At 70.1% G+C, this 14,757-nt stretch carries 8 protein-coding genes and 1 tRNA gene; 1 reads left to right on the top strand and 8 read right to left on the bottom strand.

Features of this window, described 5'->3' with window-relative positions:
• Nucleotides 1-62 precede the first annotated feature (62 nt).
• On the top strand, nt 63-4,145 hold the full coding sequence (locus ABZ919_RS10320) for an AAA family ATPase (protein WP_361245106.1): 4,083 nt from the start codon (nt 63-65) through the stop codon (nt 4,143-4,145).
• Nucleotides 4,146-4,690: 545 nt separating this feature from the next.
• Here the strand turns inward: ABZ919_RS10320 and ABZ919_RS10315 are convergent.
• The 8 genes from ABZ919_RS10315 to dnaN form a co-directional block, all read right to left on the bottom strand.
• A tRNA-Ile gene (locus tag ABZ919_RS10315) sits at nt 4,691-4,767 on the bottom strand.
• Nucleotides 4,768-4,888: 121 nt separating this feature from the next.
• Complete coding sequence (locus ABZ919_RS10310) at nt 4,889-5,623, bottom strand: DUF3566 domain-containing protein (protein WP_361245103.1); 735 nt, start codon at nt 5,621-5,623, stop codon at nt 4,889-4,891.
• 18 nt (nt 5,624-5,641) lie between these two features.
• Complete coding sequence (gyrA, locus tag ABZ919_RS10305; protein ID WP_361245100.1) at nt 5,642-8,236, bottom strand: DNA gyrase subunit A; 2,595 nt, start codon at nt 8,234-8,236, stop codon at nt 5,642-5,644.
• A 42-nt stretch (nt 8,237-8,278) separates the two neighbouring features.
• Complete coding sequence (gyrB, locus tag ABZ919_RS10300) at nt 8,279-10,348, bottom strand: DNA topoisomerase (ATP-hydrolyzing) subunit B (RefSeq protein WP_361245751.1); 2,070 nt, start codon at nt 10,346-10,348, stop codon at nt 8,279-8,281.
• Between the two features lie 389 nt (nt 10,349-10,737).
• Nucleotides 10,738-11,298, bottom strand: coding sequence for a DciA family protein (locus ABZ919_RS10295; RefSeq protein WP_361245098.1), 561 nt, complete (start codon nt 11,296-11,298; stop codon nt 10,738-10,740).
• A complete protein-coding gene (gene recF / locus ABZ919_RS10290; protein WP_361245095.1) occupies nt 11,295-12,416 on the bottom strand; it encodes a DNA replication/repair protein RecF in 1,122 nt (373 codons plus the stop codon). The genes ABZ919_RS10295 and recF overlap by 4 nt, the downstream gene beginning before the upstream one ends.
• Nucleotides 12,417-12,458: 42 nt before the next feature.
• Nucleotides 12,459-13,334: a phosphogluconate dehydrogenase (NAD(+)-dependent, decarboxylating) gene (gene gnd / locus ABZ919_RS10285; protein WP_361245093.1), complete on the bottom strand. Its 876-nt coding sequence runs from the start codon at nt 13,332-13,334 to the stop codon at nt 12,459-12,461.
• Between the two features lie 231 nt (nt 13,335-13,565).
• Complete coding sequence (gene dnaN, locus ABZ919_RS10280; protein WP_361245090.1) at nt 13,566-14,696, bottom strand: DNA polymerase III subunit beta; 1,131 nt, start codon at nt 14,694-14,696, stop codon at nt 13,566-13,568.
• Between the last annotated feature and the right edge of the window lie 61 nt (nt 14,697-14,757).

The following is a 14,757-nucleotide window of genomic DNA, read 5'->3' as shown; positions in this document are numbered from 1 at the left end:
GTATAAGGTGGGTTTTCCGGTCCGGACGTCCAGATGCGGGGGGAAAGTAAAGGGGTGGGACCTTGAGTTCCGACTCAGGGGCACGCACAGCTTTCGCCGAGCGCCTTGCGCTGCTGTACAAGGAGGCTGGAAACCCTCCCCTCAAGAGCGTCGCCGAGGCCGTGGTACGGCTGCAGCGGATCGACGAGCGCGGACGGCCCGTGCGGGTGTCCGCGCAACGGATCAGCGACTGGCGCCGGGCCAAGAATGTGCCGGCCCAGTTCACGGCACTCGTGGCGGTGCTCCACATCCTGATCCCGGAGGCACGGCGGCTGCGGCCCGCACCGGTTTCCGTGGGCCTGTACGACCTCGCCCACTGGCAGCGGCTGTGGGAGCGCGCACTGGCCGACCCGGTCGGCGACCGGCCCGCACCACCCGCCGAAGAGAACCCTCGGCCCACCGCCGAGGCCGCGCCGGTTGCCGGAGGGGTCTGCCCCTACCGGGGGCTCGCCCCGTACCGGCAGGAGGACGCCCGGTGGTTCTTCGGCCGGGAACGGAGCACGAGCGCGCTCGTCGCCCAGTTGCGCACCGCCGAACGCACCGGCGGTCTGGTGATGCTGGTGGGCGCCTCGGGAGCGGGGAAGTCCTCCCTGCTGAACGCCGGCCTGGTCCCGGCCCTTCGCAGTGGCGCCCTGCGCGAGAGACGCGTTCCCGACACACCCGACCCGACCGCCGCACCAGCCGAGAACCCACGGGAAACCACCGCCGACTGCGTCCTCCACCTCGTCCCCGGCGCCGACCCCCTGGGCGAGCTGGTGCGCCGGATCCCCGACCTCTCCGACGTCGCGGCCGACGCGCGCCGGGCCGAGCAGGAGGCCACGGAGGACCCGGCGGTCCCCGGCTCCGATTCTCCCCGCGTCGCCCAGGCCGCCCGCGATGCCCTGTCGGAGTGGGCCCGTCGCGAGACGCCCGAGGGGTGCCGGCCGGTCGTCATCGTGGACCAGTTCGAGGAAGCGTTCACCCTCTGCTCCGACGAGGCCGACCGCCGTAGCTTCATCCAGCTCCTGCACGCCGTTTGCACCCCACCCGCCGGCACCTGGGGACCCGCTCCGGTACTCGTCGTCCTCGGTATCCGCGCCGACTTCTACGAACAGTGCCTCGGCTATCCCGAGCTGGCCGACGCGCTCCAGCACCGGCACATGGTGCTCGGCCCTCTGACCAGTGCCGAGCTGCGTGACGCGGTGACCGGTCCGGCCAAGGCGGTGGGCCTTGAGCTGGAGCCGGGGCTCGCCGAGCTCATCGTCCGCGAGGTGAGCGCCGACGGACCGCGCGGTGCGCATGACGCGGGCGTGCTCCCGCTCCTCTCGCACGCCCTGCTCGCCACCTGGCAGCGCCGCAAGGCCGGGCGGCTGACCCTGGCCGGCTACCGTGCCGCGGGCGGCATCCAGGGAGCGGTCGCGGCGACCGCCGAACGGGCCTGGTCGGGGCTGGATCCCGCGGCCCGCACGGCGGCGCGGCTGCTCCTGCTGCGGCTGGTCCGGCTGGGCGAGGACACCCAGGCCACGCGCCGGCGGGGTACCCGACGGCAGCTGGCGGCGGAGTCGGCGGACCCGGGCAAGACGGAGGAGTCCCTGGAAGCCCTGGTGCGGGCCCGGCTGGTGACGCTGGACGCCGACACCGTGGAGATCACCCACGAGGCGCTGCTGCACGCCTGGCCCCGGCTGCGGCACTGGATCGACGACGACCGGGGCGACCAGCTGCTGCGTCAGCGGCTGGAGGAGGACGGCCGCGCCTGGGAGGACTCGGGCCGGGACAGCTCGTTGCTCTATCGGGGCTCCCGGCTGGAGCAGGCACGCGGCTGGGCGAGGTCGGCCGGGGACACGTATCTGACGCGCAGTGCGGTGGAGTTCCTGGCCGCTGCGGTCCGGCTGCGCAAGCGCTCGGTGTGGCTCAGCCGGGCCGCGGTGGCGGCGCTGGTGGTGCTGGCGCTGGTCGCGGGCGGTTCGGCGGTGATCGCCTGGCAGCAGCGCGACGACGCCGTGTTCGAACAGGTGCTCGCCGAGGCCGACCGGGTACAACGCACGGATCCGTCCCTGTCCGCCCAGCTCGACCTGGTCGCGCATCAGCTGCGGCCGGACGACGAAGGGACGTACAGCAGGCTGATCTCGATCGTGAACGCGCCGCTCGCCACCCCGCTGTCCGGCCACACCGGTGCCGTCTACCTCACCTCCTTCAGCCCCGACGGCAGAACACTGGCCACGGCCAGCTACGACCGGACGGTCCGGCTGTGGGACGTGGCCGACCCGCACCGGCCGAAGCCCCTCGGCAGGCCGCTGACCGGGCACACCAGCTGGGTGAGCAGCGCCGTCTTCAGCCCGGACGGACGCACCCTCGCCAGCGCCGGCGACGACGGGACCATCCGGCTGTGGAACGTGGCCGACCCCGCCCACCCGTCACCGATCGGCAAGCCGCTCACCGGTCACCGGGGCACGATCTACCTGGTCGCCTTCAGTCCGGACGGACGCACGCTGGCCTCGGCCGGCGAGGACCGCACGGTGCGGTTGTGGAACGTGGCCGACCCGCACCGGCCGAGCGAACTCGGGGCCCTGCGCGGCCACACCGCCGCGGTGCGCAGCGTCGCGTTCAGCCCCGACGGACACACCCTCGCGGCGGGCGGTGACGACGACACGATCCTGCTGTGGAACACGGCCGACCCGCGCCACCCGAAGCAGTACCGCACGGCGCTGAAGGGCCACACGGACCTCGTGCACTCGGTGGCGTTCAGTCCCGACGGGCACACCCTGGCCAGCGGCAGCGCGGACGCCACGATACGGCTGTGGGACGTGGCCGACCCCGGCCGTCCGTCCGCGCTGGGCTCCCCGCTGACCGGTCACACCGGTCCGATCTGGTCGGTGGCGTTCAGCCCGGACGGCGGCAGGCTGGCCGCCGCGAGCGCGGACAGCACGGCGAGTCTGTGGAACGTGAGCGATCCGGCGTCCCCGTCGCAGGTCGGCGAGCCGCTCACGGGCAGCAGCGGGGAGATGTACGCCCTCGGATTCAGTCCCGACGGGCGGACCCTGGCCACCGGCAGCGGCGACAGCAAGGTGCGCCTGTGGTCGGTCCCGACCTCGGACATGATCGGCCGCAGCGGGGCGTTCCGGCCGGACGGACGGGTGCTGGCCACGGCGGCACGCGACGGCCGGATCCGGCTGTGGAACGCGGCGCGGCCCGGCCGGCCCGTACTGCTGGGCCGGCCGTTTCTGAGCGGAGAGGGCGCCGACACGATGGTGTTCTCGCCGAACGGCCACACGCTCGCCGTCCTCACCGGCGAGCGGAAGGTGTACCTCTGGAACGTCTCCGACCCGGCGCGTCCGGTTCCCGCCGGACCGCCGCTCACCCTGCAGACCCGCTTCATGGGGCCCGACGCCCTGGCGTACAGCCCGGACGGGCGCACCCTGGCCACCGCCTACGACGACCACCGGTTCCAGCTGTGGAACGTGGCCGACCCCGCGCACGCCGCCCCGCTGGGCAAGCCGGTCCCCGGCCACCGTGGATACATCAACGCGCTCGTCTTCAGCCCGGACGGCCGCACGCTCGCCAGTGGCAGCGCGGACAGCACCGTCCGCCTGTGGAACGTCACGGACCCGGCCCGGCCGACCCGGCTCGGCGCCCCCCTCACCGAGCACTCCGGGCCGGTCAACGCTCTCGCGTTCACGCCGGACGGGCGCACCCTGGCCAGCGGCAGCGACGACGACACGGTCCGGCTGTGGAACGTCTCCGACCCCGCCTCGGCGACCGCCTCCGGCAAGCCGCTCACCGGCCACACCGAGGCGGTGACGTCACTGACGTTCAGCGCGGACGGGCGCACCCTGGCCAGCGGCGGCGACGACAACACGGTCCGGCTGTGGAACGTCACCGACCCCGCCTCGGCGACGCCCATCGGCCAGTCGATGAGCCCCAACGCCAAGACGGGCAACTTCCTGTCCTTCAGCCCCGAGAGCCGCGTCCTCGGGGTCTCCAGCGGCACCGATACGGTCCGTCTGTGGAGCCTGGAGGCCGATGCGGCGATCGGGCATATCTGCTCGGACACCCGGGGCGTACTGACCCCGCAGAAGTGGCACGAGTACCTGCCCCGCCTCTCCTACGACCCTCCATGCGGTCGTTGATCGGCCAACCTGACTTATTCCTGCTCGACTTGCCCCGCGAGGCGCTCAGGCTTGTTACCCTTGGCCACAGCCCGATCGCTGGTGCATCCCCCGTCGCCAGCGATCGGGCCTTTCCATGCCCGTCGGCCCCCGCGAGCTCTGGACACCGGCGACCCCGGTAGATGCGCCTGAGCTGGCCTTTTCCTTGCGACTCCGGCAGGATCCGGACCTGAGACACCCGCTGCATGCCGCCTGTCGGCGTCAGGCGCTGGTGTCGGCGTCCTCCCCGCGTCGGGCACGAGCGAGGGGCTTCAGCGCAGGGATCACCGCGATTCGGCCTGCAAGACCAGCCGGATCACCTCCACGAAGATCCATACGGAGAACTGGCCGGTCTCACAGCCGTGTGGGCTGCAGGCGCTCTGTGCGGTGCTCGTCTCATGGCCACCGGGACCGCGGGCCGCTCTGTGCGATGCTCGTCTCATGGCCACCGGCCCTGTCGCCCGGTGGACCCGGTGGTCCGTAGATGCCAAAGACCCCCAACCGTGATCGGTAGGGGGTCTTTCTGCTGGTGGGGCTAACAGGATTTGAACCTGTGGCCTCATCCTTATCAGGGATGCGCTCTAACCAACTGAGCTATAGCCCCGCCGCGCTCTGCGGTGTGTGTCCCGCGCGCTGACTCCTGAAGATTAGCGCACGACCACGTCAGTCCCAAAATCGGTTGTCGGGGGACCGTCGGCTCGGCACTGCGCGCAGCACCGAGCGACTCACTCGTCCTCGGCCAGGGTCAGCTCGATGCCGCCCACGAAGCCCGCGGAGAGGTTGTAGATGAACGCGCCGAGCGTCGCGAGCGCCGTGGCCAGGACCACGTCGATGACCGCGATGACCGTCGTGAACATCAGGACGTGGGGGAGCGACAGGAACGCCTGGAGGTCGAAGCCGTTCGCCTCGTTCGAGCCGGTCGCCTCCGAGATCGTGCCGCCCACCGTCGAGAACACACCCATCGCGTCCATGACCATCCACAGCACCGCCGAGGCGACGATCGTGCAGATGCCCAGCGCGATGGAGAGCAGGAAGCTGACCTTCATCACCGACCACGGGTCCGCCTTGGCCACCCGCAACCGCGCCTTACGGGTGCGCGGTGCCGTCCGCGCGCCCGTACGCGGCCGCCGTACGGCACCGGCCGGTGCCTGCGCCGGATAGGCCTGCGGCGGGTGGTACGGCCCGGCGGGCTGCTCCGGGCGCCGCTCCCCGGGGAGCGGCGACGACGACTGTGCCTCGCCGGCCGCGGCCGGGCCTCGGGTGTCCGCCACAGTTCCCCCCTGGGTTCCAGATGTGCCGGAGGAGCCCTGCTCGGACACCTTCACCGGCTTCAGGTTGGTCGTGTGCGGGTCGGTCGTGCTCCCCGCACCCGCCCCGTGCGCGGCGGAGCCACGGCCGCCGCCGTCCGTTTCGGTACCCGGGGAGGTACCGGCCGATCCGGCGCCCGTGGCTCCACTCACGATGACTCTCTCCTCGTGCTACTCGGCCGAGGGCGTCTCACCCTCGTCCGTGCCGATCGTCGCGGCACCCTCGGCGGCGTCGACAGCCTCCTCGCCGTCGACCTCCTCCGCCTCGCGCCCCGCCTCGGCGTTACGTGCGATCCCGACCACGGCATCGCGCTTGCCCAGGTTGATCAGTTGGACGCCCATGGTGTCACGGCCCGTCTCCCTGACCTCGTTGACTCGCGTACGAATCACGCCGCCGGAGAGAGTGATCGCAAGGATCTCGTCAGTCTCCTCGACGACCAGCGCCCCGACGAGCGAACCACGGTCCTCCACGATCTTGGCGGCCTTGATGCCGAGGCCACCGCGGCCCTGGACGCGGTACTCGTCGACGAGGGTCCGCTTCGCGTACCCGCCGTCTGTGGCAGTGAACACGAACGTACCGGGTCGAACAACATTCATCGACAGAAGTTCATCGCCTTCGCGGAAACTCATTCCCTTCACGCCGGAGGTGGCGCGGCCCATCGGGCGCAGGGAGTCGTCGGAGGCGGTGAACCTGATCGACTGTGCCTTCTTGCTGATCAGGAGCAGATCGTCGTCGGCCGAGACCAGTTCGGCGCCGATCAGTTCGTCGCCCGTTCCGTCCTCGCGCTCACGGAGATTGATCGCGATCACGCCGCCCGAGCGAGGCGAATCGTAATCCTTCAGAGGCGTCTTCTTGACCAAGCCGGACTTGGTGGCCAGTACCAGGTAGGGCACAGCCTCGTAGTCGCGGATCGCGAGGATCTCGGCGATCGCCTCGTCCGGCTGGAAGGCGAGCAGGTTCGCCACGTGCTGACCGCGCGCGTCCCGGCCGGCCTCGGGCAGTTCGTACGCCTTCGCCCGGTACACCCGGCCCTTGTTGGTGAAGAACAGCAGCCAGTGGTGCGTGGTGGAGACGAAGAAGTGGTCGACGATGTCGTCTTCCTTCAGCTTCGTGCCGCGCACACCCTTGCCGCCGCGCTTCTGCGCCCGGTAGTCGTCCGTCTTGGTCCGCTTGACATAGCCGCCGCGGGTGACCGTGACGACGATGTCCTCCTCGGCGATCAGGTCCTCGATGGACATGTCGCCCTCGTAGGGGATCAGCTTGGTCTGGCGGTCGTCGCCGTACTTCTCGACGATCGCGGCCAGTTCCTCGCTGACGATGCCGCGCTGGCGGACGGGCGAGGCGAGGATCTCGTTGTACTCGTTGATCTTCGCCTGGAGTTCGTCGTGCTCCTGGACGATCTTCTGCCGCTCCAGGGCCGCCAGGCGGCGCAGCTGCATCTCGAGGATCGCGTTGGCCTGGATCTCGTCGATCTCGAGCAGACCCATCAGGCCGTTGCGCGCGACCTCGACGGTCTCGCTGCGCCGGATCAGCGCGATGACCTCGTCGATGGCGTCCAGGGCCTTCAGCAGGCCGCGCAGGATGTGCGCGCGCTCCTCGGCCTTGCGCAGCCGGAAGCGGGTGCGGCGGACGATGACCTCGATCTGGTGCGTCACCCAGTGGCGGATGAACGCGTCCAGGGACAGCGTGCGTGGCACGCCGTCGACCAGCGCCAGCATGTTGGCGCCGAAGTTCGTCTGCAGGTCGGTGTGCTTGTACAGGTTGTTCAGCACGACCTTGGCGACCGCGTCCCGCTTCAGGACGATGACGAGCCGCTGGCCCGTACGGGAGCTGGTCTCGTCACGGACGTCGGCGATACCGCCGATTTTGCCGTCCTTGACCAGGTCGGCAATCTTCTGCGCCAGATTGTCTGGGTTTACCTGGTACGGCAGTTCGGTCACCACCAGGCACTGCCGGCCCTGGATCTCCTCGACCTCGACCACCGCGCGCATCGTGATGGAGCCGCGCCCGGTGCGGTACGCCTCCTCGATGCCCTTGCGGCCCACCACCAGGGCGCCGGTCGGGAAGTCCGGGCCCTTGATGCGCTCCATGAGCGCATCAAGCAGCTCCTCGTGCGAGACCTCGGGGTTCTCCAGGTACCACTGGGCGCCGGCCGCGACCTCGCGCAGGTTGTGCGGCGGGATGTTGGTCGCCATGCCGACCGCGATACCGGCCGAGCCGTTGATCAGCAGGTTCGGGAAGCGGGCCGGCAGGACGGTCGGCTCCTGGGAACGGCCGTCGTAGTTGTCCGTGAAGTCGACGGTCTCCTCGTCGATGTCGCGGACCATCTCCATCGACAGCGGCGCCATCTTGCACTCGGTGTACCGCATGGCGGCCGCCGGGTCGTTGCCCGGGGAGCCGAAGTTGCCGTTGGAGTCCACCAGCGGCATCCGCATCGACCACGGCTGGGCGAGGCGCACCAGGGCGTCGTAGATCGAACTGTCGCCGTGCGGGTGGTAGTTGCCCATGACGTCACCGACGACACGGGCGCACTTGTAGAAGCCGCGGTCGGGGCGGTAGCCGCCGTCGTACATCGCGTACAGCACGCGCCGGTGGACGGGCTTGAGGCCGTCCCTGACGTCGGGCAGCGCACGGGACACGATGACGGACATCGCGTAGTCCAGGTACGAGCGCTGCATCTCCGTCTCGAGCCCGACGGGCTCGACGCGCATCACGAGTTCGCCGCCCTCGGTCTCGGGGGTCTGCGGGGTGTTCTCGTCGGCCATTGCTGGTGAAGATCCTTCCTGGTGCGGTCAGCTGAGACCGACTCAGATGTCGAGGAAGCGGACGTCCTTGGCGTTGCGCTGGATGAACTGGCGGCGCGCCTCGACGTCCTCGCCCATCAGGACCGAGAACAGGTCGTCGGCCTGGGCGGCGTCGTCCAGGGTGACCTGGCCGAGGACCCGGTGCTCCTGGTCCATCGTGGTCACGCGCAGCTCCTCGGCGTTCATCTCGCCGAGGCCCTTGAAGCGCTGGATCGAGTCCTCGCGGACGCGCTTGCCGCGCTGGCGGCCCATCTCGATCAGGGCGTCGCGCTCACGGTCCGAGTAGGCGTACTCCACGTCGTCCCGGCCCCACTTGATCTTGTACAGCGGAGGACGGGACAGGTACACGTGCCCGGCCTCGACCAGCGGCCGCATGAAGCGGAACAGGAAGGTCAGCAGCAGGGTGCTGATGTGCTGGCCGTCGACGTCGGCGTCCGCCATCAGAATGATCTTGTGGTAGCGGAGCTTCTCGATGTCGAAGTCCTCGTGCACACCCGTGCCGAAGGCCGAGATCAGCGCCTGGATCTCCTGGTTCTGCAGGATCTTGTCGATCCTGGCCTTCTCCACGTTGAGGATCTTGCCGCGGATCGGAAGGATCGCCTGGTACTGCGGGTTGCGGCCGGACTTGGCCGAGCCGCCGGCGGAGTCACCCTCGACGATGAAGATCTCGCACTTGGTCGGGTCGTTCGACTGGCAGTCGGAGAGCTTGCCCGGCAGGGACGCCGACTCCAGCAGGCCCTTGCGGCGGGTCAGGTCGCGTGCCTTGCGGGCCGCCACGCGCGCGGTGGCCGCCTGGATGCCCTTGCGGATGATGTCCGCGGCCTCGACCGGGTTGCGGTCCAGCCAGTCGTTGAGGTGCTCGTAGACCGCCTTCTGCACGAAGGTCTTGGCCTCCGTGTTGCCCAGCTTGGTCTTCGTCTGGCCCTCGAACTGCGGCTCGCTCAGCTTGACCGAGATGATCGCGGTCAGACCCTCACGGATGTCGTCACCGGTGAGGTTGTCGTCCTTCTCGCGCAGCAGCTTCTTGTCGCGTGCGTACTTGTTGATCAGCGACGTCAGCGCGGCGCGGAAGCCCTCTTCGTGCGTACCGCCCTCGTGGGTGTGGATGATGTTCGCGAAGGAGTACACGCCCTCGCTGTAGCCGCTGTTCCACTGCATCGCGACCTCGAGGGACAGGCTCTTGTCCTTGTCCTCCGCCTCCAGGTCGATGACGGTGGGGTGCACCACCTCTCCCTTGCGGGAGTTGAGGTACTTCACGAAGTCGACGATGCCGCCCTCGTAGTAGTACGTGACGGTCTTGACCTCGGCCTTCTCGTCCGCACCCGCCTCGTCCGCGCCACTGGTCGCCTTCGCCGACTCGCGCTCGTCGGTGAGTTTGATCGTCAGACCCTTGTTGAGGAACGCCATCTCCTGGAAACGCCGCGACAGCGTCTCGAAGGAGTACTCGGTGGTCTCGAAGATCTCCGGGTCGGCCCAGAAGGTCACCGTCGTGCCGGTCTCCTCGGTGGCCTCGTGCTTGGCCAGCGGGGCCGTCGGGACGCCCATCTTGTAGTCCTGCGTCCAGCGGTGACCGTCCGTCTTCACCTCGACGGAGACCTTCATGGACAGCGCGTTCACGACGGACACACCGACGCCGTGCAGACCGCCGGAGACGGCGTAACCGCCGCCGCCGAACTTGCCGCCCGCGTGCAGCACGGTCAGCACGACCTCGACGGCCGGCTTGCCCTCGGAGGGCACGATGCCCACCGGGATGCCACGGCCGTTGTCGACGACGCGGACGCCGCCGTCGGCGAGGATCGTGACGTCGATCGTGTCCGCGTATCCGGCCAGCGCCTCGTCGACCGAGTTGTCGACGACCTCGTAGACCAGGTGGTGCAGACCGCGCTCGCCCGTGGAACCGATGTACATGCCGGGCCGCTTGCGGACCGCGTCCAGCCCTTCGAGCACGGTGATGGCGCTGGCGTCGTAGGAGGCGGAGGCTGCGGCCTCGCCGTTCACGCCGGCGTCGGTGGACGGGATGTTCTCGTTGGGGTTGCCGGAATCGGCCACGAAGCGCCCTTTCTGGCACAGCACGAGCCGGGCTCCTGGGGGACCCCCGCTGGGGGAGGGCTGCCGGAGCGGCTGCGGCATGTTGCGTTGGTAAGCCTTGATCAGCGTTGCTCAGCTTTTCCCGGGCGGTCCCCACATTGGGGCGGGATTGTCTCCCAGTCTACCGGTACCGCTGACATCGATGGGGGTTTGCCGGTACCTGAGTCCCCATGTGCCGCCCTGAACCGACCGCGACCGGGTCCCGATATACGGATGGGGGCTCCGAGGGGCTCACAGCGGCACTCAGCGCTTCGCGCCGTCAACCCTTGGCTACTGGGGGGTCAGATGGCGATCCGCTGGTGCCGCGGCCGTCCTCCACAGCTGTGCATGACGGCGCGCCGACAGCACGGCGCCCCTCCTCGACGTGAGGTACGTCACCCGTACGTATCGCCGGGCCCGGTGCTCCCCGGAGCCCGCAGCGGGCCGTAGCGACGGACCGGGCCGCCCGGATTGAGCACCTTGATCATCCGTACGGTGCCGTGCCCCAGGTCCTCGTTGAGCCGGGCCACCAGCGCGGGCGCGAGGTGGCGCAGCTGGGTGGCCCAGGCCGTCGAGTCGCAGCCGACGATCAGCACGCGCTCGTCCTCGTCGTACCGCTGCGGCACACAGTGCTTGGCCAGGTCCTCGCCGACGATCTGCGGCCAGCGGCCCATCACACCGCCCACCGCCGCCGGGGTCTCCCAGCCGCGCTCGGTCAGCAGCCGGTTGATCGCGGCGCCCAGCGCCATCGGATCGCGGCCGTCGGCGCGCGCGCCGGAGCGCAGCCCGCCACCGCGCCGGGCCTGCTTCTTGTCCCGCGCCGCGTCCCCACGCGCGCGTGCCTGCTCCCGCGCCGCGCGCAACGCCACGCGTGCGAGGTCGACCCCGGACGGTTCGGTCTTCTTCTTCGGGTTCCGGGGAGCGGGCTCGCCGGAAGCCGGTTCGTCGGTGCTCATACGCGCTCCACCGTCCCGCCGGACACGGCGTAGCGCGCCCCGGTCAGCACCTGCGGTACGTCGTCGTCCACAGCAGCGGTGACCAGCACCTGCTCCCCGGGCGCCACCAGCTCGGCCAGCCGCTCCCGGCGGCGCGCGTCCAGCTCGGCGAAGACGTCGTCCAGGACCAGCACCGGCTCGTTGCCCTCGGCCCGCAGCAGATCGTAGGAGGCCAGTCGCAGGGCGAGCGCGTAGGACCAGGACTCGCCGTGCGAGGCGTACCCCTTGGCCGGCAGCTGACCGAGTTTGAGAACCAGATCATCGCGATGGGGGCCCACCAGCGTGACACCGCGCTCGATCTCCTGCTTGCGCGCCTCGGCGAGCGCCGCCATCAGCTGGGCGTAGAGATCCTCGCGCGCGTGGGCGTCGCCGGGCGCGGACGGCTTGTACTCCAGCGCCAGGGGTCCGCCGCCGGGGGCCAGCTGGTCGTACGCCTTGTCCGCCAGCGGCTGCAGCGCGGCGATCAGGTCCAGCCGCTGGGCCAGCAGTTCGGCGCCCGAGCGGGCGAGGTGCTGGTCCCACACGTCGAGCGTCGACAGGTCCAGGGACCGCCCGCCGTGCCGACGGGCGAGCGCGGCCGTCTTGAGCAGCGTGTTCCGTTGCTTGAGGACGCGCTCGTAGTCGGAGCGCACCCCCGCCATACGTGGCGACCGCGCCGTGATCAGCTCGTCCAGGAACCGCCGCCGCTCCCCGGGATCGCCTTTCACCAGGGCGAGATCCTCGGGCGCGAACAGCACGGTCCGTACGATCCCCAGCACGTCCCTCGGTCTGACCTGCGAGGACCGGTTGATGCGGGCGCGGTTCGCCTTGCCCGGGTTCAGCTCCAGCTCGACCAGCTGCTGCCGGTCGCCCTGCCGGACCTGCGCCCGGATGACGGCGCGCTCGGCGCCCATGCGGACGAGCGGGGCGTCGGAGGCCACCCGGTGGCTGCCGAGGCTGGCGAGATAGCCGACCGCCTCCACCAGGTTGGTCTTGCCCTGCCCGTTGGGGCCGACGAAGGCGGTGACGCCCGGGTCGAGCGGAACCTCGGCCCGGGCGTACGAGCGGAAGTCGGCCAGCGAAAGATGCGTGACGTGCATGGTCGTTCCGCCGGCCTTCCCCAGAGTGCTGTGGACTGTGGATTACTTCTTCTCTACGGCGTGGCCGCCGAACTGGTTGCGCAGCGCGGCGATCATCTTCATCTGCGGCGAGTCCTCCTGGCGCGAGGAGAACCGCGCGAACAGCGACGCGGTGATCGCCGGCAGCGGCACCGCGTTGTCGATCGCGGCCTCCACCGTCCAGCGTCCCTCACCGGAGTCCTGTGCGTAGCCGCGCAGGCCCTCCAGGTGCTCGTCGTCGTCGAGCGCGTCGACCGCGAGGTCGAGCAGCCAGGAGCGGATGACCGTGCCCTCCTGCCAGGAACGGAAGACCTCGCGGACGTTCTCCACGGAGTCGACCTTCTCCAGCAGCTCCCAGCCCTCGGCGTAGGCCTGCATCATCGCGTACTCGATGCCGTTGTGGACCATCTTCGCGAAGTGGCCCGCGCCGACCTTGCCCGCGTGCACCGAGCCGAAGTCGCCCTCCGGCTTCAGCGCGTCGAAGATCGGCTGCACCCTGGCGACGTTCTCGGCGTCGCCGCCATACATCAGCGCGTACCCGTTCTCCAGGCCCCAGACGCCGCCGGAGACGCCGCAGTCGACGAAGCCTATGCCCTTGGCCGCCAGCTCCTGCGCGTGCCTCTCGTCGTCCGTCCAGCGGGAGTTGCCGCCGTCCACGACCAGGTCGCCCGGCTCCAGCAGCTCGGCCAGCTGGTCGACCGTCGACTGGGTGGGCTCTCCGGCCGGGACCATCACCCAGACCACGCGCGGCCCGCTGAGCTTGCCCACAAGCTCCTCCAGGCTGTGGACATCCGCGAGGTCGGCGTTGCGGTCGTATCCGATGACGGTGTGGCCCGCGCGGCGGATCCGCTCGCGCATGTTGCCGCCCATCTTGCCGAGGCCGACGAGACCGAGCTCCATCAGTTGTGTTCCTTAGGTCGCTGTGGCGGGACAGGCACCTTCGTGCCGAGCCGAGCCTAAACCGCACTCTTCACGCACAGTTGTGGGCATACGCGCTCATGCGTAGCCCCTGCGACCTGGGACTTTCCCTACGGCACCCGGGCGGCGCCGGCAAGCGACCCGGCCCCGGCCGGCACCGGCACCGGATACCCACAAAGACACCCGGCGCCGTGCACAGCTGTGGACAGAGGATCAGCCGCTGAGCCGCACGGGCATGATCAGGTACTTGTAGGCGTCGTCGGCCTCGGCGTCCACCGCCGGCTTTCCGCTGAGCAGCGCCGGCTTGGTCGACGTCGTGAACGACAGCTGGGCCACCGGGGAGTCGATCGCGCTCAGACCGTCCAGGAGGAAGGTCGGGTTGAAGGCGATGGAGATGTCGTCGCCGTCCAGTTCGGCGTCGACCCTTTCCACAGCCTGTGCGTCGTCGCTGGACCCGGCCTCGAGGATCAGCACGCCCTTCTCGAAGCTCAGCCGCACCGGAGTGTTCCGCTCGGCCACCAGCGCCACACGCTTGACGGCCTCCACGAAGGGCGCGGTCTCGATCACGGCGACGGAGTTGAACTCGGTCGGGAACAGTGTGCGGTACTTCGGCAGGTCTCCCTCGAGCAGCCGCGTGGTCGTACGACGCCCGGCGCCCTCGAAACCGATCAGGCCCTCGCCCGCGCCGGACCCGGACAGCGCCAGCGTCACGCTGTCACCGGCGCCGAGCGACTTGGCGGTGTCCAGGAGCGTCTTGGCCGGGACCAGGGCCACCGCGGAGGCGTCCGGGTTCTCCGGCTTCCACAGGAACTCCCGGACGGCGAAGCGGTAGCGGTCGGTGGAGGCCAGGGTGACCGTGTCGCCCTCGATCTCGATGCGCACACCGGTGAGGACGGGCAGCGTGTCGTCACGGCCGGCGGCGATGGCCACCTGGGACGCGGCGGCCGCGAAGACCTCGCCGGGCACGGTGCCGGTGGCGTTCGGCATCTGCGGCAGTGCCGGGTACTCCTCCACAGGCAGTGTGTGCAGGGTGAACCGGGAGGATCCACAGACCACGGTCGCCCGTACACCGTCTGTGGAAATCTCCACCGGCCGGTTGGGGAGGGCGCGGGAGATGTCGGCGAGCAGCCGGCCGGAGACGAGGACGGTGCCCTCCTCCTCGACCTCTGCCTCCACCGACACGCGCGCGGAGACCTCGTAGTCGAAGCTCGACAGGCTCAGCTGGCCGTCCTCGGCCTTGAGGAGGAGGCCGGCGAGGACAGGCGCCGGCGGACGGGCCGGGAGGCTGCGTGCCGCCCACGCCACTGCCTCCGCGAGTACGTCGCGTTCCACCCGGATCTTCACCGTAAGCCGCCTCCTGCTGTTGCTACTGAGTCCTCCGACTCGGTGTCACCGCCCACTGCGA

It is taken from the genome of Streptomyces sp. NPDC046759, from assembly GCF_040645475.1.
GTDB lineage: Bacteria > Actinomycetota > Actinomycetes > Streptomycetales > Streptomycetaceae > Streptomyces.
The sequence above is the reverse complement of the archived record's forward strand: the minus strand, read 5'-3'. Positions and strand labels throughout refer to the sequence as shown.

Excerpts from the sequence above, each read along its gene's own strand:
- gyrA (WP_361245100.1), bottom strand. The coding sequence starts at position 8,236 with ATGGCCGACGAGAACACCCCGCAGACCCCCGAGACCGAGGGCGGCGAA.
- recF (WP_361245095.1), bottom strand. The coding sequence starts at position 12,416 with ATGCACGTCACGCATCTTTCGCTGGCCGACTTCCGCTCGTACGCCCGG.
- ABZ919_RS10295 (WP_361245098.1), bottom strand. The coding sequence starts at position 11,298 with ATGAGCACCGACGAACCGGCTTCCGGCGAGCCCGCTCCCCGGAACCCG.
- gnd (WP_361245093.1), bottom strand. The coding sequence starts at position 13,334 with ATGGAGCTCGGTCTCGTCGGCCTCGGCAAGATGGGCGGCAACATGCGC.